Genomic DNA, 21,874 nt, shown 5'->3' with positions numbered 1-21,874 from the left:
CGCTCCGGCGCGGGTTTTTCTTTGTTGGCTTAGAGGATCCCCACGCGTCGCAGCAGCCACCAGGCGGCTGCGACCGACAGCACGATCGCACCGAAGGCAAACGCTGTCCCATGAATGCCCTCGGCAAAGGGAAGCGATGACGTGTTCATTCCGAAGAAGCCGGTGACCAGCGACGGCGGCAGCAGGAAGGCCGTCATCAGCGACAGGATGTAGAGGTGCCGGTTGGTTTCCGAGGAAAGCTTGGAATCGATTTCCTCATGCAGCAGCCGCGCCCGTTCCTGCAGGGCATAGACATCGTGATCCACCGCCTCCAGCCGGCTGATCAGCCGTGCCGCCGCATCATCGAAGCCGACGGGCATGTCGTCCTCGTCGGACGCCGCCGCGCGCCGCATCAGCGTCAGGATCGTGCGCAGGTGCCGGTGCAGCCTGACGACGGTGCGCCGCACTGGCGCCAGCCGCCGGCGCTCGTCCCGCGGTGCATTGTCGTAGACGAAGTCCTCGATCAGGTTCAGCTCTTCCGTCAATTCCATGACGAGGGCGATGAGAGTGCGCTGGAATTCCGCCACCAGCGTCTCGAACACATCTATGGGGCGCTTGTAGCGGCCCGCGTTCTTCTCCACTGCCACCTTGAGGCGGTCGATGGACCGGAGCGGCTGGAGCCTCGTGGTGATGATGATCCTCTCCGAGACGAAGAAGTGCAGCCAGCCGATATCGCGCGTCTCGCTGGCGAATTCCTTCTGGAAATCGATCAGCGTGCCGTAGATGAGCTGCTCGTCGAGGATCACCGCCGCATGGGTGTCGCGGGTGGTAAGCGCCGAAAGCGCGGGCGGCGTCAGGTCGGGCAGGCTTTCGAGAAAGGCCGGCACGCGGCTGTCGGCGAGGTTGAGATGCAGCCACAGAAAGCCTTCTTCGACATTCAGGTCGTTGACTGTCGTCTCCAGCGGCAGCCGGGCGCAGGAGCGCGTCGGCCCGTCGAAGCGATAGGCCCAGACGAGACCCGGAATGGCAGGCGTCATCAGCGGCGGCGTATCCATGGGCATCATTCCTCTGTCTTCTCGCCTTGTACGCCAAACTCGAAAAAGAATCTTTAGCCTCGACGTATGAACGGTTGATGCCCAAACTCCCTGCCTCGGTGACAGCAGGAACAGAGAATTGACAATCGCATTTACGTTTACGTAAAAGATAGAAGCTGCCGCAATGGCAGGCTGCACGGCTGATGAGGAGGATCACATGTACAGCGCCCCCGTGGAGGAGATTGCCTTCACCCTGAACCATATCGCCGGCCTGGGCTCTGCGCTCGAGGAAGGACGCTTCGGCGACCTGAGCGGCGATCTGGTCGATGCGATCCTTGAAGAGGCGGGACGCTTTGCCTCCGGCGAAATGGCGCCGCTCGGCGAAAGCGGTGACCGCGAAGGCGCGACGCTTGCCGATGGCGTGGTGACGACGCCGGCCGGCTGGGTCGAACTCTACCGTCATTGGCGGGAAGGCGGCTGGAACGGGCTGACCGCGCCGGAGGCCTATGGCGGCCAGAACCTGCCGCATATGCTGAATGTCGCGACGCTGGAAATGTGGAACTCCGCCTCCATGGCGTTTGCGCTGGCGCCGACGCTGACCATGGGCGCGATCGATGCGCTGGCCACCCACGGCTCTGAGGCGCTGAAGGCGACCTATCTGGAAAAGACGGTCTCCGGCGAGTGGACCGGCACGATGAACCTGACCGAGCCCCATGCCGGTTCGGATCTCGGCGTGCTGAAGAGCCGCGCCGAGCGCAGCGACGACGGCAGCTACCGCATTTTCGGCCAGAAGATATTCATCACCTGGGGCGAGCACGATGCGGCCGACAACATCATCCATCTGGTTCTCGCGCGTCTGCCCGATGCGCCGGCCGGCACGCGCGGCATCTCGCTCTTCCTCGTGCCGAAATTCCTGGTGAATGAGGATGGGTCGCTCGGCGAACGCAACGACGTGTTCTGTCACTCGATAGAGCACAAGCTCGGCATCCACGGTTCGCCGACCTGCACGATGATCTATGGCGACGGCAAGTTTGGCACGGAGAACGGTGCGGTTGGCTATCTGGTCGGCGAGGAAAACAAGGGCCTCGCCTGCATGTTCACGATGATGAACAATGCCCGCCTTGCCGTCGGCATCCAGGGCGTCGCGATTGCCGAGGCCGCCACCCAGAAGGCGATCGCCTACGCCAGGGAGCGAACCCAGGGCAAGGCGCCGGGATGGTCTGCCGAAACTGGGAATTCGATGAGCCCGATCATCGACCACCCGGATGTCGCCCAGATGCTGCTGACCATGAGGGCGCTGACGCAAGGGGCGCGCGCCATCTGCTACGCCTGCGCCTACGCCACCGACATGTCCCATCACACGGAGGGCGAGACCGCCCGCCACTGGGCCGAGCGCGCTGCGCTGCTGACGCCGATCGCAAAATCCTTCTCGACCGATATCGGCGTCGAAGTTGCCTCTCTCGGCATCCAGGTCCATGGCGGCATGGGCTTCATCGAGGAGACGGGCGCGGCGCGTTACCTGCGCGATGCCCGGATCGCGCCGATCTACGAGGGCACCAACGGCATCCAGGCGATCGACCTCGTCACCCGCAAGCTGCCACTGTCGAATGGCGATCAGGTTCGCGGTCTCATCGCCGAGCTGAAGGACGTGGCGGAGGAAGTCGCCGCCCGCAACGATGATGCCTTCGGCGAGACCGGCATTCGCCTGCGCGCCGCCATCACCGCGCTGGAGAGTGCCACCGCCTGGCTTCTGGAAGCGCAGGCCGAGGGCCGCGCGGCCGACGCGCTGGCCGGTGCCACGCCCTATCAACGGCTCTTCGGTCTCGTCCTCACCGGAACCTATCTCGCCAAGGGCGGCCTCGTCGCGGTCGATAACGGAGAGGGCGACAAGCGCGCCAGCCTCTGCCGCTTCATGGCCGAAAACCTGCTCGCCGAAACCTCTGCGCTGAAGGACCGGGTCATCGCTGGAAGTGCGAGCCTCGCCGCAGCTCGCGCTGTTCTGGATTGAGGACTTAACCGTGACCGAACACATCATCGTCGAGCGCCCCGAAGCCTATCCGGGCGTCATGGTCATTCGCTTCAACCGGCCGGAAAAGAAGAACGCCATCACGGCCGCCATGTATCACCGCATGACGGCAGCGCTTGAAGAGGCCAATACCGACGAGGCGTTGAGGGCGGTCGTCTTTCTCGGCACCGAGGGCTGCTTCTCGGCCGGCAACGACATGGGCGATTTTCTCGCTCACGCCATGTCGGGCACGACGGAAGCGCCGGCCGCTGCCGTCTTCATCAAGGCGCTGGCCCTTGCCGAAAAGCCGCTCGTCTCTGGCGTCGATGGCCTTGCGATCGGCATAGGGACGACACTCAACCTCCATTGCGACATGACAGTGGCTTCGAACCGCAGCATGTTCAGGACGCCTTTCGTCGATCTGGCGCTGGTACCGGAAGCGGCCTCCAGCCTGCTCGCGCCGCGGGTCATGGGCCACCAACGGGCATTCGCACTTCTGGTCGCCGGCGAGGGCTTCTCGGCCGAGGCGGCCCTTGAGGCAGGGCTTGTCTGGAAGGTGGTCGAGCCGGACGCTGTGAAGGCCGAAACGCTGGCGGTGGCCGCCACTCTTGCCAAAAAACCACCGCAGGCGCTGAAGATCGCCCGCGATCTCGTCCGCGGTCCGCGCGACGAAATCCTCGCCCGGATGGACGAGGAGCTGGTTCATTTCTCGACGCGGCTGAAAAGCGCTGAAGCCCGCGCCGCCTTCGAGGCCTTCATGCGGCGATAGCGGCCGCCGGTTTACTTCGTCAGTAGCGCCACCGCCTCGACATGGGTCGACCACAGGAACTGGTCGATCGGCGTGACCGACTGGATGCGGTATCCGGCATCGACGAGGATCCTCAGATCCCGCGCCAGCGTAGCGGGGTTGCAGCTGACCGCGGCGATGGTCTTGATGCCGGAGCGGGCGATTTCCTTCACCTGCACTTCGGCGCCGGCGCGTGGCGGATCGAAGACTGCGGCGTCATAGACCTTAAGCTCCTGCGCCGTCATGGGCCGGCGATACAAATCGCGCTTTTCCACGGTTACCGGCTTGAGACCCTGCGTGTTGCGGGCAGCGGCGTCGAGCGCCTTTATCGCCTTGTCCTCGCCCTCGACCGCATGCACTTTCGCCTTGCGGGCTATCCGCAGCGAGAAGGTGCCGGATCCGGAAAACAAGTCGATGACGCGCTTCGCCTTGCCGAGATGCGTAAGGACCAGCTCCGCCATCGCGTCTTCCGCAGGCTTGGTCGCCTGGGTGAAGGCGCCGGAGGGCGGCGATACCTGCACACCGCCGAAATCGATCATCGGCTTCACCGGCTCGAGAACGACTTCGCCATTGACGGATACGCGCGCAATCCCCTTGAGCGACAGGACAGCCTCTGTAACGCTGCGGCGCTGCTTGTCCTCGAGCTTTTTCAATCCTTCGGCTGCAAGGTCCAGACCGGACAGCGTCTCCAGCACGGTAAGCCGGAAGGTTTCCGAGCCGACCGCCAGCGCAGCCGCGACGGTGCGGATTGCGGGAAGCCTCGCCACGATGCCGGGCGAGGCGATGGGACATTCCTCGATGGAGACGATATGGTTGGTCTCGGCGCGATTGAAGCCGAGCAGCAGTTCCTTCTCGGTCTTGCGCACCGAGAACGTGGTGCGGCGGCGCTCACCCGGATGGCAGGCAATCACATCGCCGACCTCGGGCGTCAGGCCGCGCGACTTCAGCGCATCGACGACCAGTCCGCGCTTGAAGGCCAGATAGGCGGGGGCTGCCAGATGTTGCAGCGAACAGCCGCCGCAGGCATCGCGATCGGGATCGAAATGCCGACAGACCGGCTCTATCCGGTCCGGGGAAGGGTTGGAGGTCGACATGACCGTGCCGTGATCGCCGTTGCGGGCAATTGCAATCACTTCGCCGGGCAGCGCGTGGGGCACATAGACCGGACCGTCCTCGCCATCGGCAATGCCGTGGCCCTGGGCGCCCAGCCGGTCGATCGTGACGGTGACCGTGCTCATTCGTCGTCCTCGGCGTCGTCAAGGTCGGCATTCTCGGGCTTGCGACCGGCCAGCAGGAATTCCTTGTTGCCGTCGCCGCCGTCGATCGGCGAGGGGATCAGGCCGAGGCTGACCCACCCCATGTCCTCGACGAGCCATCGTTCCAGTTCGGCGGCCACCGCCGGTGCCGTTTCCGGTTCCTTCAAAAGCCCGGCTTTGCTGATCGCGTCGCGGCCGGCCTCGAACTGCGGCTTGACCAGCAGCACGCAGAGCGCCTTCGGTTCGGCAAGATCGAGCGCGGGAGCAAGCGCCAGCTTCAGCGAGATGAACGAGACATCGGACACGATGAAGGTGATCGGGCGATCGTCATAGTCGTCGGCCTCGAGGTAGCGCGCGTTCAGGCCCTCGATATTGGTGACGCGCTCGTCGTCGATCAGCCGCGGATGCATCTGCCCGTGACCCACATCGATGGAGGTGACGTGCTCGGCGCCGCGCATGATCAGGACTTCGGTGAAGCCGCCGGTCGAGGCGCCGATATCGAGACATTCGTGGCCGGCCGGATCAAGCTTGAAGTGGTCGAGCGCCGCGACCAGTTTCAGCGCAGCGCGCGACACGTAATCCTGCGCCGGATCATCGATGCTGATGGTCGCATCGGCCGGAAAGGTCAGGCTCGGCTTGGTAACCACCTTGCCGTTGACGGTGACGGTTCCGCGCGCCACGGCGTCACGGGCGCGAGCGCGGCTCGCAAAGAGGTCGAGCGAGACCAGAAGCTGGTCGAGACGCTGGTTTTCTGTGGTTTTGGACATGGTGGACGTCAATGCCTGCGGAAGAGGCGCGATGCAAGCTTTTCCTCTCCGCGGTGAGGCCGACGCGAGCGACATTCCGCCGGCGCGATCGCCTCTCGGGGCGCATGACCATGCACCGCAGCCGCCTGTCTTTCAGTTGAAACTGAATTACGCAGTTGTGACGTCGGAATGCGCTCTACCCAACGAATAGGATCGACCCTGTAGTTGTTATCGGCCTGAGCGATCGCCGGATACCGGGTTTCGATCGGCTTCACCCAAGGCCGGGAGGGCTTTCATGAAACGCACGGTGGATCGCTATGATGCGATCACGATCATTCTGCACTGGGCAATCGCTGTTCTCATCGTCGGTCTCATCGCCTTAGGGTTTGTCATGACGCGGCCATCGATCGACCCCGGCCTGCAGTTCTCGCTATTCCAGTGGCACAAGTCCTTCGGCATGCTGGCATTGCTTCTGGCCGCGATAAGGCTGGTTCACTCGCTGGCATGGGTCCATGCCCGGCCCGTTGCGGGCATCACGCCTGCAGAACACCGCATCGCCCGCGCCATGCACCATCTGCTGATGCTGCTGGCTGTTCTTATTCCCTTCGCCGGATGGATGATCGCGTCCGTCTCGCCGCTCGAGATACCGACCTTCGTCTTCAACCTCTTCGTCATGCCGCATCTGCCGGTCGAAAAGTCCGATGCCGCGGAAGCATGGTGGACATCGGTCCATGCCTATCTCGCCTACACGCTGCTTGCGTTCGTGCTGCTCCATTCGGCAGCTGCGCTCTATCACCACTACCGTCGTCGCGACGACGTGCTGACGCGCATGCTCGGCACGCGCAAACGCGCGGCCAAGACGACCATCGGAGGATACTGACATGACCTACAGGACAGTTCTGATTGCCGCTCTTCTTGCGCTGTCGGCACCTCAGCCCGGCAGAACAGCAGGCGCGGCCCCTGATCTGGCCGAGGTTGCGGGCCGCTACAGGATCACCGGAGCGTCCACGATCGGCTTTGCCGTCGACCAGATCGGCGGCGGTGGCATCAGGGGCCGGTTCGGGCAGTTCGCCGGCACGTTCAACCTGAAGTCGGGCGACCTGTCCCATTCGGTCGTCAGCTTCGAGCTCAAGCCGCAAAGCGTCAGTACCGGCCAGGGTCGCATCGACAATTTCCTGCGCTCGCCCGCCGTTTTCGATTCGAGCGAATTTGAGACGATCTCGTTCCGCTCCAGCAGCGTCCAGAAGACCGGCACCGACACTGCCCGCATTTCCGGCACGCTGACCGCCAAGGGCCATAGCGGGCCGGAAGTTTTCGACGTGAAGCTGACCTCCTGGAACGGCGGAAAGATCGCCTTCAACGTCAGCGGCAGGATCCTGCGCTCTCGCTACGCGATGGATGTCGGAACGCCGATCTATTCTAACGTCGTGCAGTTCGACATGATGATCGAGGGGCAGCGCAACTGAGTTTGCGCGCGATCAGCCAGCAGCACCCACGCCGATCACGGTCTTGCCGAGTGCTCCGAACACCGTCTTGACGATGCCGGCGCGGTCGAGGCCTGCCTTGGCATACATGACGTCGGGTGATGCCTGTTCCATCCAGATATCCGGCAGAGCCAGCGAGCGGACCTTCAGCCCGTGGTCGAGCAGGCCTTCGGTGGAGAGGAACTGCAGCACATGGCTGCCGAAGCCGCCGACCGCGCCTTCCTCGATGGTGATCAGCACCTCGTGGTGGCGGGCAAGCTGGCGGATCAGGTCGTGGTCGAGCGGTTTGGCAAATCGGGCGTCGGCAACTGTCGTCGACAGGCCGGCAGCTTCCAGATCTTCCGCAGCCGTCAGACAGTCCTTCAGGCGCGTGCCGAAGGAGAGGAGTGCTACCTTGGAGCCTTCCTTGACGATGCGGCCCTTGCCGATCTGCAGGATTTCGCCGCGCTCAGGCAATTCGACGCCGACACCTTCGCCGCGCGGGTAGCGGAAGGAGATCGGGCCGTCGTCATAGGCGGCGGCAGTGCGGACCATGTGCTTAAGCTCCGCCTCGTCGGAGGCTGCCATCACCACCATGCCCGGCAGGGCGGCGAGGAAGGTCGTGTCGAACGAACCGGCATGGGTCGGCCCGTCGGCGCCGACGAAGCCGGCACGGTCGATCGGGAAACGAACCGGCAGGCCCTGGATCGCGACATCATGCACGACCTGGTCGTATCCGCGCTGCAGGAAGGTGGAATAGAGCGCGCAGAACGGCTTGAAGCCTTCGGTCGCAAGCCCGGCCGCAAAGGTCACCGCATGCTGTTCGGCAATGCCGACATCGAAGGTGCGGTTCGGAAAGGCGAGCTGCAGCTTGTCGAGGCCGGTGCCGTTGGGCATGGCGGCCGTGATGCCGACGATCTTCTCGTCGAAGCCGGCTTCCTGCACCAGCGCATCGCCGAACACGCTCGTGTAGGAGGGGGCGTTCGGCTTGGCTTTCGCCTGCGCGCCGGTAATGACGTCGAACTTGTTGACGCCGTGATACTTGTCAGCTGCGGCTTCTGCAGGGGGATAGCCCTTGCCCTTCTGGGTGACGACATGGATCAGCACCGGCCCCTGGGCGTTGTCGCGCACATTGCGCAGCACCGGTAGGAGATGCTCGAAGGAGTGACCGTCGATCGGGCCGATATGGTAGAAGCCCATTTCCTCGAACATCGTGCCGCCAGTGACGTACCCGCGGGCATGTTCGACGGCGCGGGTGATCGCACGGTCGATATTCTTGCCGAGATAACCGGTCAATTTCTTGCCCATCTCGCGGAAGCCCATATAGGTCCGGCCGGAGGCAAGTCGCGCCAGATAGGCGCTCATCGCGCCCGTCGGCGGGGCGATCGACATGTCGTTGTCGTTGAGGATGACGATGAGCCGCGCATCGAGCGCGCCGGCATTGTTGAGCGCCTCATAGGCCATGCCGGCCGACATCGCGCCGTCGCCGATGACGGCAATGACGTTGCGCTTGGAACCGTCGAGATCCGAACCGACGGCCATGCCGAGGCCGGCCGAGATCGAGGTCGAGGAATGCGCCGCGCCGAAGGGGTCGTATTCGCTTTCCGCCCGGCGGGTGAAGCCTGAGAGACCGTCTTCCTGGCGCAGCGTGCGGATGCGTTCGCGCCGACCGGTCAGGATCTTGTGCGGATAACACTGGTGGCCGACATCGAAGATCAGCCGGTCGTCCGGTGTGTTGAAAACCTTGTGGATAGCGATGGTAAGTTCCACCACGCCTAGACCGGCGCCGAGATGTCCGCCCGTTTTCGACACCGCGTCGATCATCTCGTCGCGCACTTCGCGGGCGAGCTGCGTCAGGTCCTTGTCTTCGACCTTGCGCAGATCTTGGGGAAGCTTGACGGTGTCGAGCAGCGGCGTCTCGGGGAGGGATGTCACGGAGGCTGGCTTTCTCTTCTTGTTTTCTAAAAGCACGTTACCGCACAACATGAGCAGGAAACAGGCTTTTTCAAGTTTTATGAGAGACGGTTTCTAATCGATTTTAGCTGTCGGGCAAGGGGTCAGGGAGGCGCTACCTGCGGAGCGGGCAGGGGAACGAACTCCTCTTCGTCACCCGGCAAGATGGCGAAACGGCCGGTGAGGCACGCTATCGCAGATTCCCAACGTTTAACAACCGTTCCGCATATGTCGCTTGACGCCATATGGCGCTCAATGACATATTTTCCGGATGAAGGCCGAGTTGGTTGTCCGCGAGCGCATTCTCTACAGCGACGGTGCCATCCTGGAAATCCGGATCTGGCGTCTTGCTGAAAGCGTACCGCCGTCCGGGCATTTTCTGAAATATTCGTTGTTCTATGGCCGGCCAGGCGAGAGACTGATCTGTTACGACAATGAGCGTGGCAAGGGAGATCATCGCCATTATGGCGATCGTGAAGAACTCTATCGTTTCCGGTCGATCGAGCAATTGCTTGCCGACTTCCGGTCTGATGTCGAGACTTTGAGAGGAGAACGGATATGAGCAAGGATATCGAGTTGCATATCGGTGGCTCTTTCGATGAGGTTGCCGAGCGGGTGGCGGATGCTTGGCATCGCGCGGAGCAGGGCGATGTGGCCGGGCAGGAACATCTGACCTTCGTCGCCTGGGATGCGTTTTCCAGCACGATGACCGCCAAGCGGCTGGAACTATTGCGGTACCTTCACGCCAATCCACAGGTGAGCGTGGCGGCTCTGGCGCGCTCGCTTGGAAGGGATTATCGCCGTGTCCACGAGGATGTCGAAATCCTGGGTCGGGCAGGACTGATCGAGCAGAACGAGACCGGCCTTCATGCAGACTACGACGAAATCCGCACGATCATCGCTTTGTAGACTATCCGGCTGAATCTAGTCGAAATGGTTGCCGATCAGCCGGCTCCACTGTTCGCCAACAAGGCCGTTAAGCATGGCGGCGCCGGTATCGACCGCGGCCCTGATCTCGCCGTCGCGGGTGTTGATCATGCTTGAGGCCGTGTTGGTGAAGCCGATGCGGCGGCCGAGCATTGCTTCCATCAGGTATGGCTCTGTTCGGCCGATGACGGCGGCGGCGCCGCGGTCGGCGGCATGGGCGATCAGCGCATCGATGACGGCGCCTTCGCCGCCGGGAGCGGCGACAAGCTGGAGCACGCGTGCGGTCGAACGTAGCCTCAGATGATAGAAGAAGCAGCCGATCGGCTTGCCGCGGTGATCCGAAACGGAAGCCAGGAAGGCAGGCCCGAAATCCTGCTTGAGGATCGCTTCCATGGTCAGCGTCGATAGCTGCGGCGCGTCCCAGCGCGGCCGAAGCGTGAACCGGTCCGACAGTTCTATGAACAATGCCGCGAACGCGTCGTGATCGATCTCCTGCACCGTTGCTGCCTTGCCCGCCTTCTTCCGGGCATAGCCAAGCCATCTCTGCCTGTCGGGACGAATGCGCCTTCGCAGCATGTCGTCGCCCGCTCCGGCCAGGCCTTTCAGGAGGCCGAGCGCGCGGTAGCGCCGTGCAGCACGGTCGGCGAGCCACTGCGCCGGCCGGATAATCCGGATCCAGTTCAGGCTGTAGGAGGCAAGACCACTGCTCCCGAGCCGTTGGCCCATGGCAAGCGACACGTCACTCGCCGTCTCGGTAAAGGAAAAATCCTGCGGACCGGTGAGGGCTGCTTTCAGAAGTTTCGGCCCGATCAGCGGGTCGCCGGCGCGATGGTCGGCCATGATCGTGCTGAACAGCGCGCCGTTCACCTCGCGGTCCGCCAGCCTCATCGGCAGGCGGTGGCGTCCGACGAAGCCGGAAATGCCGATCGTGCTTTCATGCACGAAACAGGGAAGGCTTTCATGGCTGAGCGGATGGTCTACGTAGAGGCGGTGGAGGCATTCGACGAGGGCATCGGATGCCGCCCTGTCCGTCCGCCGGAACGCCCTTTGAAAAAGGGCGGCCACTGCCGGGATGTCCGTTTCTGCCAAAGGGCGTATCTGACCCATAATCCCGCCATGTCTCGAGAACCAGGTTCGTTATCGAATCCTTGGTTAGCTAACGCTAATCCGACAACTAAGACAAACGGATGAACCGCAATTCAAGATAATTCTTGGCATTTGAGCGGTCTGGCCCTTTCCGGCGCAGACCGATGATACGCGCCGAAGATGTTATTCGGCGTCGAGCGGTTCGATGCCCTGGGGCTTGCCGGCGCGGTCGAGACGGATCTTCTCGATGCGGTTTTCGGCGGCGGTCAAAAGCTTCTCGCAATGCTTCTTCAGCGCTTCGCCGCGCTCGTAGATCGCGATGGATTCGTCGAGCGCCACGTCGCCACGTTCCAGTCGGGCGACAATGCTTTCCAGCTCCGCCACGGCCTTTTCGAAGGAATAGCCGCTCACATCGATCTGCCCATCCGGCTCCCGTGCGGTTTCGGTCATGTCCTTCATCCCTTCATCAGTCTGCAGATATGCATGCCGGCGGATTCCGCCAGCCCTTCCAGATCATAGCCGCCCTCGAGCAGGCTGACGACCCGGTTGTTGGCGTATTTCCCAGCAATTTCCATGAGCCGGCCCGTTGCCCAGTCGAAATCGTCGCCGACGAGATTGATCTGCGCCAGCGGATCGCGGTGATGGGCGTCGAAGCCGGCGGAGATGATGATGAAATCCGGTCGGAAATCCTGGAGGCGCGGCAGCACCCTGTCCTTGAACGCTTCGCGAAAATGCTCGCTGCCGTCGTTGGGCGAAAGCGGCGCGTTGACGATGGTGTTCTTCGCGCCCGTCTCGTCCTTGGCGCCGGTGCCGGGATAAAGCGGCATCTGGTGGGTCGAACAGAACAGCACGGACGGATCGTCCCAGAAGATGTCCTGGGTGCCGTTGCCGTGATGCACGTCCCAGTCGACGATCGCGACACGCTCGACGCCATAAACCTGCTGGGCATGGCGCGCAGCGATCGCGGCATTGTTGAACAGACAGAAGCCCATCGCCTTCGATTTTTCCGCGTGGTGGCCCGGCGGTCGGGCTGCGACGAAGGCGTTGTCGACCTTGCCGGTGAGCACGTCGTCGACGGCGGCCATCGCTCCGCCGATGCCGGTCAGCGCCGCCTGCAGGCTCTTCGGGCTCGTATAGGTGTCGGACTCGATCTGCCGGATCTCGTCCTCTTCCGGAATACGGCTCATCACCCAGCGCAGATGCTCTTCCGGATGGGCAAGCAGCACAGCGTCTTCATTGGCCTGGGGCGCCTGCTTGCGATCGAGTTTTTCGAAGTTCGGATGTTCGAGCGCGATCGCCAGCGAACGCAGCCGGTCGGCCCGTTCGGGATGGCCTTCCGGTGTGTTGTGCTCGAGGAAGATCTTGTGCTCGTAGAGGCGGGTTGTCATACGCGTGCCCGTCCTGTGGCCTATCATCGGGATAGCTGACGACATGGCGCATATGCGTTATCTTTTCAAGCGCCACTCTTGCCTGCGATGCCTTCGGCCGGGAAAGAAGCGGTGTCGGGGGACGATCGATCAGGGGGAAACGTGGTCAAGGACACGATCAAGGTATCGGAATTTCGCGTCGCATTTCGCGATGTGGACAGGAACGGGCAGATGTTCCGCTCGGTCTATATCGACAGGGCGGAAGAGGCGGTCGCCGATTTCTGGCGCCGCCGCAAATCGCAGGATAGTGATCCGCGCTTCACCATCGGCAAGGTCGCCGGCACATTCCACATCCCGCTGCAGATGGGCGATGCCGTTCACATGCATGTCGGCGTCAGCAAGATCGGCGGCAAGTCCGCCGGCTTTCTGGTGCGCATGACCCGCGGTGCGGACTCCGTGGCAGAGGTCGAGATCGTCTGGGTCGCGGTCGACGCGGAGACCGGTGCGTCGATCTCGCTCCCGGAAGACCTTCGCGACTGGCTCTACAAGTTCCTCGACTAGGTGTTCTTGCTCAAGCCCGCTGCGGCAGAAGCGGATAGCCGACCATCACGGCGCGGCCGGCGAGAGCCGCGATCAGCGCCTTGATGACGTCTCCGGGGATGAATGCCATCGAGCCGAGAAAAGCCTGGGTGAAGCCCATGCCGGTAACGAGCGCCAGATAGACGATGCCGAAGCCGTAAAGGACGACCACGCCGCCGCAGAGCGCGGCGATGAAGAAGTTGACCGTCTGTACGAGGCCCGACTGGTCGCGACCGACCATCACCTGAGAAAGATAGCCGGTAATCAGCGCGGTAAATACCCAGCCGATCAGGTAGCCGGTGGTCGGTGCCATGAAGACGGCAAGACCGCCGCGGCCGCCGGACAGAACCGGAAGGCCGATGGCGGCCAGCACGAGGACGAGAAGCACGGAAATCATGCCGCGCTTGGCGCCGAGCACGACGCCGGCCAGCATGACGCCGAGGGACTGTGCCGTGATGGGCACCGGAATGAAGCCCAGCATGATCGGCGGAACCAGGCCGAGAGCCACGATGATGGCGGCAAAGAGCGCTGACAGAACGAGGTCGCGTGTAGACATGGTTTCCGATCCCTTAAGGCTGAGCCTCTGTCACTTCTGGCGGCGGATGCCGCGGGCGTCAATGGCGGATGCGATTTCGTCGGCGCTTCGAAGCGTCGTGATGATCAGTGGAACGGCAACAGAGATCGGGTTCAATTTCAACCCACGCGCGTGGTGCGCGTCGCGGATCGCTTCGTAGCGGCTGACGATTTCCGGCACGAAGCGGATGACGAGCCCGATCGAAAGTCCGACATCCTGCGCTCTGACCAACCCGATCCGTTCCAGCGGCAAGGCGGCTCTGGTGATGACGTCGATGAAATCACCGGTCGTGGTCGTCGCGGTGACGAGGCTGGCAAAAAGCGCCAAGGCTGCTAGCCGAAAAAATGCGGTCAGGCCTTCACCGGGGCTGTTCAGAATGGCAGTAAACAGCGCAACCACGACAACGATCAGCGCAAACGGACGCAATCGAAGCCAGATCTGCCGCGGGCTGATTCGCAGCATGCAGTGCCCGGCGAGGCCGATGATGGCTGCGATGGCGAGCACTGCGGGGGTCTGGATCGTGAACAGGCAGAGGCTGACGATCGCCAGCGCCGTGAGCTTCACGCCCGGCTGAAGCCGATGGAGAAAGCTGTCGCCATCGACATGCAGCGAGCGCATCATGCTTCCGCTCCGTTGAGGGCGCGATACCGGCCGATCACCTCGCCGGGTGCGCCGTCGGCTTCGATCCGCCCCTCGCGGAACATCAGCACTCGATCGAAGCCGGTGATGAGATCCAGGTCGTGGCTGATGACGATGACATCTTCCGGCAGCGTCTGGATCGTGCGCTCGACAAGATTGCGGTTCCTCAGGTCAAGCTGGTTGGTCGGCTCATCCATCACAAGGATTTTAGGCTCGGTCACCAGCACGGAGGCGAGTGCGGCAAGCTGCAGTTCGCCACCGGAGAGTTCATGCGCCCGTCGATCGGCAAGATGACCGATCTCGAAGCGATCGAGCACGGCGTTTACCGCAGCCGCCACATTGGCCTTCGGCAGTTTCCGCGACTTCAGTCCGAGTGCGATATCTTCGCGCAGGATCGGCAGGATGATCTGGTTCTGCGGGTTCTGGAAGATGAAGCCGCTCTGCTGTCGTGCATCGTTCTCGGCCGACACCGTATCGAAGCCGTTGACCGTCACCCGGCCGGCGGACGGCTTGACGAGACCGTTGATCATCCGCGCGAACGTGGTCTTGCCGGAACCGTTCAGGCCGATGATGCCGATACGCCGCTCGGTCAGCGTTACGGTCAAAGGATGAATGACCGTGCGGCCTTCGAAACGAACCTCGACCTTGTCGAAACGAATGTCCAAGCGGTGCCCTCAATTATCGCAGCGTCTATAGACCGCTCGGAGCGGGAAGGAAATTCGGAACCAAACAAGAACGTTGAAAAGGTTGTAAGGGCACCATACTCTTCACCCCATGGCGATTCTCATCTCGAATGATCAGGCCCGGCGCATCTTCCTCGAACGGCAGCAGTTGTCGCAGCCGCCGGGGCGTGCGTTGCCCAAGGCCGACCTCCTGCAGCTGATCGACGATCTCGGCTTCGTCCAGGTCGACAGTATCGCCACGGTGGAACGGGCCCATCACATGATCCTGTTTTCCCGCAACCAGACGTATCGGCGGGAACACCTGACGGCACTTCTGGAAAAGGACGGTGAGCTTTTCGAACACTGGACGCATGACGCGTCCATCATTCCTTCGCGCCTCTTCCGTTACTGGAAGCACCGCTTCCGTCGCCGCGAACCCATTCTGGCGGAGCGCTGGCGCAAGTGGCATGGCGAGGGTTTTGATTCCGCCTTCGACGATACGTTCCGGCATATCGCCGAGAACGGCGCCATCATGTCCCGTGACATGAAGGTGGAGGATCACAAGTCCGGCGGTTGGTGGAACTGGCATCCGAACAAGACGGCGCTCGAATATTACTGGCACACGGGCAAGCTTGCGATCGCCGGGCGGGTGAATTTCCAGAAGATCTATGATCTCACGGAACGCGTCATCGCATCCCATCATCATGAACCGGAAGTGGAACACGAAGAATTCGTCGACTGGGCCTGCCGCAGCGCCATGACGAAACTCGGTTTCGCGACATCAGGTGAACTTGCCGCCTTCTGGGACATCGTCACGCCGGAGGAAGCAAAGGCCTGGGTGGCGAGCCACCGGGATGAATTAACGGAAGTGCTGATCGAAACGGCCGACGGCAGCCGGCCGCGAGCCTCCTTCGCCTTTCTTGGCTTCCCCGCCAATCTCGGCGACATTCCCGAACCACCGGCACGCGTCCGCGTATTGAGCCCCTTCGATCCGCTCCTGCGCAACCGCGACCGGGCCGAGCGCCTGTTCAACTTCTTCTACCGTATCGAAGTCTTCGTGCCCGAACCGAAGCGGCAATACGGCTATTATGTTTTCCCGCTGCTAGAAGGCGACCGAATGATCGGCCGCATCGACATGAAGGCCGACCGCAAGGCGGGCCTGCTCGACGTTAAGCGGCTCTGGCTGGAAAAGGGCGTGCGGGCATCCGCCGGCAGGTTGGAAAAGCTCGACGCGGAATTGCAGCGCGTGGCCCGCTTCGCGGGCGTCGATGCCGTGGTCTATCAGCCGGGATGGCGAGGGGAGTGACTACCCCCGCCACCGCAGGAACACCGTAGACAGCGCCGGGAGGTCCAGCGCGATCGAGAACGGCTTGCCATGCTCCGGCGAGCGTTGCGCCCAGGCATCCATCTGGCCGAAATTCGACCCGCCATAGATCGACGCGTCCGTGTTCAGCACCACTTCCCAGCGACCTTCATCCGGCACGCCGACTCGGTAGCCGTAGCGCGGCACGGGTGTCATGTTCGACATGACAAGGACATGGGTCGACCGGTCCTGCGACGACCGCAGCATGCCATAGACGGAGTTTTCCGCGTCGTCGGCGACTGCCCATTGGAAGCCTTCCGGGTAGAGGTCGCTGAACTGCAGCGCCGGTTCGGCGGCATAGATCCGGTTGAGATCGCGGATCAGGAACTGCATGCCGGCATGTTCCGGCCGGTCGAGCAGGTCCCAGGTGACGGAGCCGTCATGGTTCCATTCGGTCTCCTGGCCGATTTCTGAGCCCATGAACAACAGCTTCTTGCCGGGATGTCCCCACATGAAGCCGTAATAGGCGCGCAGATTTGCAAGTTTCTGCCACGCGTCGCCCGGCATCTTGCCGAGCAGCGAGCCTTTGCCGTGCACCACTTCGTCATGGGATATCGGCAGCATGAAGCGCTCGGAATAGGCATAGATCATCCCGAAGGTCATGCCGCCATGCTGGTATTTGCGGTAGACCGGATCCTCCGAGATGTAATGCAGCGTGTCGTGCATCCAGCCCATGTTCCACTTGAAGTCGAAGCCGAGGCCGCCGTCTTCCGGCTTCTTGGTCACGCCCGGCCAGGCGGTCGATTCTTCCGCCACGGTGAAGGCATGCGGGCAGCGGTCGTGGATGATGCTGTTCAGGTGCTTGAAGAATTCGACCGACTCCAGGTTTTCCCGACCGCCATACTGGTTGGGGATCCATTCGCCCTCGTTGCGGCTGTAGTCGCGGTAAAGCATGGAAGCGACAGCGTCGACGCGCAGGGCATCGATATGGAAATGCTGCAGCCATTCGAGCGCCGAGGCGATGATAAACCCTTTCACCTCGTTGCGGCCGAGATTGTAGATCAGCGTGTTCCAGTCCTTGTGGAAGCCTTCACGCGGATCGGCATGCTCGTACAGCGCCGTACCATCGAAGCGGGCGAGACCCCAGACATCTGTCGGGAAATGCGCCGGCACCCAGTCCAGAATGACGCCGATCCCCGCTTGGTGGCAGCGATCAACGAAATAGGCGAAATCCTCCGGCGTGCCGTAGCGCCCGGTCGGCGCGAACAGGCCGAGTGGCTGGTAGCCCCAGGAGCCGCCGAAGGGATGCTCCATGATCGGCAGCATTTCGATATGGGTAAATCCGAGGTTCTGCGCATAGGGGATCAGCCGCTGGCTGAGCTCCACCCAGTCGAGCGAGCGGTTGTCCTCCTCGGAAATACGAATCCAGGAACCGAGATGCACCTCATAAACCGACATCGCGCCTTCGCGGCTGCGATCCCGTGCCTGACGCTCCATCCAGTCGGCATCGTTCCAGCGGAAGGGTTTCGACGAGGCGACGATGGACGCGGTCGAAGGCGCTGCCTCAGAAGAGCGCGCCACCGGATCTGCGCGCTGTGGGAGAAGATTACCGTAGGCATCTAGCAGTTCGAACTTGTAGCGCTCGCCATGGGTAAGGCGGGGAATGAACAGCTCCCATATGCCCGCCTGCGGGCGAAGCCGCATCGGGTTGCGCCGTCCGTCCCAGGCGTTGAAATCGCCGACGACCGAAACCCGGCGCGCGTTCGGCGCCCAGACGGAGAAACGCACGCCCTCGACGCCGTCGACATCCGTCGGGATGGCGCCGAGCGTACGGCCGAGTTCGTAATGGGTGCCCTGGCTGATCAGATGCAGGTCGAGATCGCCGAGCAGCGGTTGAAAGGAGTACGGATCTTCCGTCTCCTGCATCGCATCCGGCCATTCGATGCGCAGACGATAGGGCGCCGGGCTGGAGACGAGGCCCGCGAAAATGCCAGCGTCATGGATCGATTCCAGCTCCGCCATCACTCGACCGGTCTCGCTCTCGATCACCGAGACGGAGAGCGCGCCCGGCAGCAGCACGCGGACGACGGTCAGGTCGCCATACTGGTGGCGACCCAGAATGGAGAATGGATCGCCGTGGCGGCCGTCGACTAGGGCCTGCAGCCCCTCCTGAACCATGCCGGTCATCAGGTCTGCACGCTCATATCTCATCGGTCAGTCTCCAATAGTCGTGAGGCGATCGCCGAGAAGCCGGCAAGCGGTAGGGGTAGCCAGTGCGGCCGGCTACGGACTTCGTAAGCCACCTCATAGGCAGCCTTTTCGAGCAGGAAGAGGTCGAGCACCCGGTCGCGGTTCTCGTTCGACTGCATCAGTGCGTCGGACTTTTCGACAGCCGTGAAATAGGCGCCGAGGAAGGCCGGCTCGGCCAGTTCGATGAAGCGGGTGATCAGCTTGCGATGACGGATGTCGTCCACCTCGCTCACCACCTCCCGGTCCATGTCGGCTGCGGCCGCAAGATAGCTCAGCGACCTCAGCAGCCCTGCGACGTCGCGCAGAGGATTGGTCTTTGCCCGCCTTTCGACAAGCGTCCGCGTCGGTTCTCCCTCGAAGTCGATGATATAGGCGTCGCTTTCGGCAACCAGGATCTGGCCGAGATGGAAATCGCCATGATGGCGCGTCTTCAGCGTGCCGCCGGTGGCCTCGGTCAGGCGTCCGGCAAGTTCGGTCAGTTCGTCGCGCCGGGCAATCAGCGATTTGGCGATCTCGGCAAGCTCGCCTTCGAGACCGCCCACTGTGCCTTCCAGAACGGTCAGGCTCTGGCTGATCTGGTCGGCCACGGCCCGTCGCGCCGCCGCAACGTCTTCCTTCGTCCCCCATTCGGGCTTGAAGGCTTCGTCATCGGTGTTTTCGGCGAGTGCCACATGCAATTCGCCGAGACGCGTACCGATCGTGGCGGCGAAATCGACAAGCGGCTTGAAGTGATCGTCTGCCGCATCGTCCTCCAGCCCAGTGACGACGATCTCGTCGATCGAGCGGCGCAGGTTGCCGAGCATCCAGTTCCAGGCATCGCCTTGATTGCGGATCGCCTTCTGCACGATGATCAGCGTGTGGCGGGTGCCATCCGGCCCAGTGCGCGCTACTTCGCCGAGCAGCTGCGCCGTGTTCCTGTAACCTACCTTGGTCAGATGCCGGGTCATTTCCACTTCCGGGTGGATGCCGGGGAAGATGTGCCTGATCAACTTCACCATGGCGACATCGCCAACAATCAGCGAGCTGTTGGACTGTTCGGCCGACAGCCAGTGCACCGGCAGGTCGTCGGTAATCTCCAGCTTGTCGAGATGATCGGTGCCGATGAATTCCAGCGCACCCGTCCGACCGGTAATCACCGCCCGTTCCGACAATCCGCGCAGGATCGCCCGCGCAAACCCTTCATGGGCAAAGCCGTCGGTCAGGAAACCGACGCGCCGTCCCTGTCGCAGCCGCGCCATGGCGAGCTGCTGGGCCAGCGCCGTCGGCAGACTGTCGTCCCAGGAGACGGCCAGCGGCAGCAGGTAGCTGTCCATCCGTCCGGCCACATCCGCCTCCAGCTCGCCGAGCAGGATGTTGTTGGCGAAGGGTAGCGGCGTTGCCGAGATCAGCGAGGCATGGTTGAGGATCTGGCCCTTGGAGCCGAACCAGCGCCGCATGGTCAGATAGCCAGGCAGCACTTCCTTCGACATCGTGTCCGCCAGCTTCGGCTGGTCGATCAGTTCCTGCAGGTCGCGACGAACCACCATCGTCACCATGTCCTGCACCTGCTCGGGCGGTGCCTTGCGCCAGCTCGGGCCATCGGATTCATGCGACAGCTGGAACCAGAAGAAGCCATAGGGAGGCAGCGTCAGCAGATAGGTCAGCTGGCCGATCGGCGGGAAGGGCGACATGCCGGTCAGCTCGATCGGCACAGAGCCTTCAAACTGCGACAGATCGAGTTCGACGGCCTGGGGCAGGCGCGAGAGATTGGCGACGCAGAGGATGGTCTCGCCGTCATATTCACGCAGATAGGCCATGATCTTGCGGTTGCCGGGTGTCAGGAACCGCAGCGAGCCGCGGCCGAAGGCGGGGTGCCGGTTGCGCAGCGCCAGCATGCGCCGGGTCCAGTTCAGGAGCGAATGGGCATCCGCTCCCTGAGCCTCGACATTGACCGCCTCATAGCCATAGAGCGGGTCCATCACTGGCGGCAGCACCAGCCGGGCAGGATCGGCCTTGGAGAAGCCGCCATTGCGGTCCGGTGACCACTGCATCGGCGTGCGCACGCCGTCACGGTCTCCAAGGTAGATGTTGTCGCCCATGCCGATCTCGTCGCCGTAATAGAGAACGGGCGTGCCGGGCATCGAGAGAAGCAGCGCGTTCATCAGTTCGATGCGGCGGCGGTCGCGCTCCATCAGCGGCGCAAGGCGTCGGCGGATACCGAGATTGATGCGCGCGCGCCGATCGGCGGCATATGTGTTCCACAGGTAGTCGCGTTCCTCGTCGGTCACCATTTCCAGCGTCAGCTCGTCGTGGTTGCGAAGGAAGATCGCCCACTGGCTATTTTCCGGAATTTCCGGTGTCTGGCGCATGATGTCCGTGATAGGGAAACGGTCTTCCTTGGCGATCGCCATGTACATGCGCGGCATCAGCGGAAAGTGAAACGCCATGTTGCATTCGTCGCCGTCGCCAAAATATTCGCTCGTATCCTCCGGCCATTGGTTCGCTTCTGCCAGAAGCATCTTGCCAGGATGGCTGAGGTCGAGCGCTGCCCTGATTTTTTTCAGGATCACGTGGGTTTCCGGCAGGTTCTCATTGTTGGTGCCTTCACGCTCGATCAGATAGGGGATCGCGTCGAGCCGGAACCCGTCGATGCCGGTATCGGCCCAGAAGCGCATGACCTGCAGCAGCTCGTCTAGCACCTGTGGATTGTCGAAGTTGAGGTCCGGCTGGTGCGAATAGAAACGATGCCAGTAATAGGCGCCGGCCACCGGATCCCAGGTCCAGTTCGACTTTTCCGTATCGAGGAAGATGATGCGGGTTTCGGGGAATTTCTGGTCGGTGTCGGACCAGACGTAGAAATCCCGCTCCGGCGAACCGGGCGGCGCATGGCGGGCGCGCTGGAACCAGGGATGCTGGTCAGACGTGTGGTTGATGACGAGCTCGATGATAACCCGGATCCCGCGCTCGTGAGCTGCATCCACGAAGGCGCGGAACTCCTCCATCGTGCCGTAGTCGGGGCTGACATTGCCGTAGTCGGCGATGTCATAGCCGTCATCGCGTCGCGGCGAGGGGAAGAAGGGCAGGAGCCAGATCGCATTGGCGCCGAGCGAGGCGATATGATCGAGCTTCTCGTGCAGGCCCTTGAAGTCGCCGATCCCGTCGCCGTTTGCATCGTGAAACGACTTCACATGCAACTGGTAGATAATCGCATCCTTGTACCACAGCGGATCGTCACCCTGTGACTGTTGCTGGCCCAGTTGATCCGTCAGGCTGTTGGTCATGAAG

The 21,874-nt window shown here is 62.6% G+C and carries 20 protein-coding genes; 8 read left to right on the top strand and 12 right to left on the bottom strand.

From position 1 onward, the window contains the following. Window positions 1-29: 29 nt before the first annotated feature. Complete coding sequence (locus BM216_RS08315; protein ID WP_092998496.1) at window positions 30-1,034, bottom strand: transporter; 1,005 nt, start codon at window positions 1,032-1,034, stop codon at window positions 30-32. 196 nt (window positions 1,035-1,230) lie between these two features. Here BM216_RS08315 and BM216_RS08310 point away from each other — a divergent pair, with 196 nt between their 5' ends. Together BM216_RS08310 and BM216_RS08305 are read left to right on the top strand one after the other, a co-directional pair. Further along, on the top strand, window positions 1,231-3,021 hold the full coding sequence (locus BM216_RS08310) for an acyl-CoA dehydrogenase family protein (RefSeq protein WP_092997771.1): 1,791 nt from the start codon (window positions 1,231-1,233) through the stop codon (window positions 3,019-3,021). A gap of 10 nt (window positions 3,022-3,031) precedes the next feature. Next, window positions 3,032-3,787 carry a crotonase/enoyl-CoA hydratase family protein gene (locus BM216_RS08305; protein ID WP_092998494.1) on the top strand — a complete coding sequence of 252 codons (756 nt, stop codon included), beginning with the start codon at window positions 3,032-3,034 and terminating at the stop codon, window positions 3,785-3,787. Window positions 3,788-3,798: 11 nt separating this feature from the next. Here the strand turns inward: BM216_RS08305 and BM216_RS08300 are convergent, their stop codons facing one another. Continuing rightward, entirely contained in the window at window positions 3,799-5,043 is a 1,245-nt protein-coding gene (locus BM216_RS08300; RefSeq protein ID WP_092997770.1) for a class I SAM-dependent RNA methyltransferase, read from the bottom strand. Then, window positions 5,040-5,828: a TlyA family RNA methyltransferase gene (locus BM216_RS08295; protein WP_092998492.1), complete on the bottom strand. Its 789-nt coding sequence runs from the start codon at window positions 5,826-5,828 to the stop codon at window positions 5,040-5,042. The genes BM216_RS08300 and BM216_RS08295 overlap by 4 nt, the downstream gene beginning before the upstream one ends. 274 nt (window positions 5,829-6,102) lie before the next feature. On the opposite strand from BM216_RS08295, the gene BM216_RS08290 reads away from it, so the two are divergent. Then, window positions 6,103-6,687: a cytochrome b gene (locus BM216_RS08290; RefSeq protein WP_092997767.1), complete on the top strand. Its 585-nt coding sequence runs from the start codon at window positions 6,103-6,105 to the stop codon at window positions 6,685-6,687. A gap of 1 nt (window position 6,688) precedes the next feature. Then, a complete protein-coding gene (locus BM216_RS08285; RefSeq protein ID WP_092997764.1) occupies window positions 6,689-7,273 on the top strand; it encodes a YceI family protein in 585 nt (194 codons plus the stop codon). 12 nt (window positions 7,274-7,285) lie between these two features. On the opposite strand, the gene dxs is transcribed toward BM216_RS08285, so the two are convergent. Then, a complete protein-coding gene (gene dxs, locus BM216_RS08280) occupies window positions 7,286-9,205 on the bottom strand; it encodes a 1-deoxy-D-xylulose-5-phosphate synthase (protein WP_092998490.1) in 1,920 nt (639 codons plus the stop codon). A 289-nt stretch (window positions 9,206-9,494) separates the two neighbouring features. Between dxs and BM216_RS08275 the strand changes: the two genes are divergently transcribed. Both BM216_RS08275 and BM216_RS08270 read left to right on the top strand, forming a co-directional pair. After that, on the top strand, window positions 9,495-9,785 hold the full coding sequence (locus BM216_RS08275; protein ID WP_177230738.1) for a toxin-antitoxin system TumE family protein: 291 nt from the start codon (window positions 9,495-9,497) through the stop codon (window positions 9,783-9,785). Then, window positions 9,782-10,132 carry an HVO_A0114 family putative DNA-binding protein gene (locus BM216_RS08270; RefSeq protein WP_092997758.1) on the top strand — a complete coding sequence of 117 codons (351 nt, stop codon included), beginning with the start codon at window positions 9,782-9,784 and terminating at the stop codon, window positions 10,130-10,132. Before BM216_RS08275 ends, BM216_RS08270 begins: the two co-directional genes overlap by 4 nt. 15 nt (window positions 10,133-10,147) lie before the next feature. On the opposite strand, the gene BM216_RS08265 is transcribed toward BM216_RS08270, so the two are convergent. The 3 genes from BM216_RS08265 to BM216_RS08255 form a co-directional block, all read right to left on the bottom strand. Further along, on the bottom strand, window positions 10,148-11,215 hold the full coding sequence (locus BM216_RS08265) for a hypothetical protein (RefSeq protein ID WP_143102754.1): 1,068 nt from the start codon (window positions 11,213-11,215) through the stop codon (window positions 10,148-10,150). Between the two features lie 204 nt (window positions 11,216-11,419). Next, a complete protein-coding gene (locus BM216_RS08260; protein WP_092998488.1) occupies window positions 11,420-11,686 on the bottom strand; it encodes an exodeoxyribonuclease VII small subunit in 267 nt (88 codons plus the stop codon). Between the two features lie 5 nt (window positions 11,687-11,691). Next, window positions 11,692-12,624 (bottom strand): histone deacetylase family protein, encoded by a 933-nt coding sequence (locus BM216_RS08255; protein ID WP_092997752.1) that lies wholly within the window; start codon window positions 12,622-12,624, stop codon window positions 11,692-11,694. 141 nt (window positions 12,625-12,765) lie between these two features. Here BM216_RS08255 and BM216_RS08250 point away from each other — a divergent pair, with 141 nt between their 5' ends. After that, window positions 12,766-13,164 (top strand): acyl-CoA thioesterase, encoded by a 399-nt coding sequence (locus tag BM216_RS08250; RefSeq protein ID WP_177230737.1) that lies wholly within the window; start codon window positions 12,766-12,768, stop codon window positions 13,162-13,164. 10 nt (window positions 13,165-13,174) lie between these two features. Here BM216_RS08250 and BM216_RS08245 read toward each other — a convergent pair whose 3' ends face one another. From BM216_RS08245 to BM216_RS08235, 3 genes are read right to left on the bottom strand one after another with little or no spacing between them, the layout of a single operon-like run. Further along, the gene (locus tag BM216_RS08245; RefSeq protein WP_092997744.1) at window positions 13,175-13,738 is read right to left on the bottom strand and encodes a biotin transporter BioY; all 564 of its coding nucleotides are present in this window, start codon (window positions 13,736-13,738) and stop codon (window positions 13,175-13,177) included. A gap of 30 nt (window positions 13,739-13,768) precedes the next feature. Beyond that, a complete protein-coding gene (locus tag BM216_RS08240) occupies window positions 13,769-14,374 on the bottom strand; it encodes an energy-coupling factor transporter transmembrane component T family protein (RefSeq protein WP_092997741.1) in 606 nt (201 codons plus the stop codon). Next, window positions 14,374-15,060, bottom strand: coding sequence for an energy-coupling factor ABC transporter ATP-binding protein (locus tag BM216_RS08235; protein WP_092997738.1), 687 nt, complete (start codon window positions 15,058-15,060; stop codon window positions 14,374-14,376). The genes BM216_RS08240 and BM216_RS08235 overlap by 1 nt, the downstream gene beginning before the upstream one ends. A 109-nt stretch (window positions 15,061-15,169) precedes the next feature. On the opposite strand from BM216_RS08235, the gene BM216_RS08230 reads away from it, so the two are divergent. Further along, window positions 15,170-16,363, top strand: a complete 1,194-nt coding sequence (locus tag BM216_RS08230; protein ID WP_092997735.1) for a winged helix-turn-helix domain-containing protein — start codon at window positions 15,170-15,172, stop codon at window positions 16,361-16,363. Here the strand turns inward: BM216_RS08230 and glgB are convergent, their stop codons facing one another. Both glgB and treS read right to left on the bottom strand, forming a co-directional pair. Next, complete coding sequence (gene glgB / locus BM216_RS08225) at window positions 16,364-18,571, bottom strand: 1,4-alpha-glucan branching protein GlgB (protein WP_092997732.1); 2,208 nt, start codon at window positions 18,569-18,571, stop codon at window positions 16,364-16,366. After that, entirely contained in the window at window positions 18,568-21,870 is a 3,303-nt protein-coding gene (treS, locus tag BM216_RS08220) for a maltose alpha-D-glucosyltransferase (protein ID WP_092998486.1), read from the bottom strand. Before treS ends, glgB begins: the two co-directional genes overlap by 4 nt. Window positions 21,871-21,874: the final 4 nt, after the last annotated feature.

Origin of the sequence: Rhizobium sp. NFR07 (genome assembly GCF_900111905.1) — a bacterium.
Taxonomy (GTDB): Bacteria; Pseudomonadota; Alphaproteobacteria; order Rhizobiales; family Rhizobiaceae; genus Neorhizobium.
The sequence above is the reverse complement of the archived record's forward strand: the minus strand, read 5'-3'. Positions and strand labels throughout refer to the sequence as shown.

What these genes read in the sequence shown, in the direction of transcription:
- BM216_RS08260 (WP_092998488.1), bottom strand. Translation starts at nt 11,686, where the DNA reads ATGACCGAAACCGCACGGGAGCCGGATGGGCAGATCGATGTGAGCGGC.
- BM216_RS08230 (WP_092997735.1), top strand. Translation starts at nt 15,170, where the DNA reads ATGGCGATTCTCATCTCGAATGATCAGGCCCGGCGCATCTTCCTCGAA.
- BM216_RS08275 (WP_177230738.1), top strand. Translation starts at nt 9,495, where the DNA reads ATGAAGGCCGAGTTGGTTGTCCGCGAGCGCATTCTCTACAGCGACGGT.
- BM216_RS08290 (WP_092997767.1), top strand. Translation starts at nt 6,103, where the DNA reads ATGAAACGCACGGTGGATCGCTATGATGCGATCACGATCATTCTGCAC.
- BM216_RS08310 (WP_092997771.1), top strand. Translation starts at nt 1,231, where the DNA reads ATGTACAGCGCCCCCGTGGAGGAGATTGCCTTCACCCTGAACCATATC.
- BM216_RS08285 (WP_092997764.1), top strand. Translation starts at nt 6,689, where the DNA reads ATGACCTACAGGACAGTTCTGATTGCCGCTCTTCTTGCGCTGTCGGCA.
- BM216_RS08240 (WP_092997741.1), bottom strand. Translation starts at nt 14,374, where the DNA reads ATGCGCTCGCTGCATGTCGATGGCGACAGCTTTCTCCATCGGCTTCAG.
- treS (WP_092998486.1), bottom strand. Translation starts at nt 21,870, where the DNA reads ATGACCAACAGCCTGACGGATCAACTGGGCCAGCAACAGTCACAGGGT.
- BM216_RS08245 (WP_092997744.1), bottom strand. Translation starts at nt 13,738, where the DNA reads ATGTCTACACGCGACCTCGTTCTGTCAGCGCTCTTTGCCGCCATCATC.
- BM216_RS08270 (WP_092997758.1), top strand. Translation starts at nt 9,782, where the DNA reads ATGAGCAAGGATATCGAGTTGCATATCGGTGGCTCTTTCGATGAGGTT.
- BM216_RS08295 (WP_092998492.1), bottom strand. Translation starts at nt 5,828, where the DNA reads ATGTCCAAAACCACAGAAAACCAGCGTCTCGACCAGCTTCTGGTCTCG.
- BM216_RS08300 (WP_092997770.1), bottom strand. Translation starts at nt 5,043, where the DNA reads ATGAGCACGGTCACCGTCACGATCGACCGGCTGGGCGCCCAGGGCCAC.
- BM216_RS08315 (WP_092998496.1), bottom strand. Translation starts at nt 1,034, where the DNA reads ATGGATACGCCGCCGCTGATGACGCCTGCCATTCCGGGTCTCGTCTGG.
- BM216_RS08255 (WP_092997752.1), bottom strand. Translation starts at nt 12,624, where the DNA reads ATGACAACCCGCCTCTACGAGCACAAGATCTTCCTCGAGCACAACACA.
- glgB (WP_092997732.1), bottom strand. Translation starts at nt 18,571, where the DNA reads ATGAGATATGAGCGTGCAGACCTGATGACCGGCATGGTTCAGGAGGGG.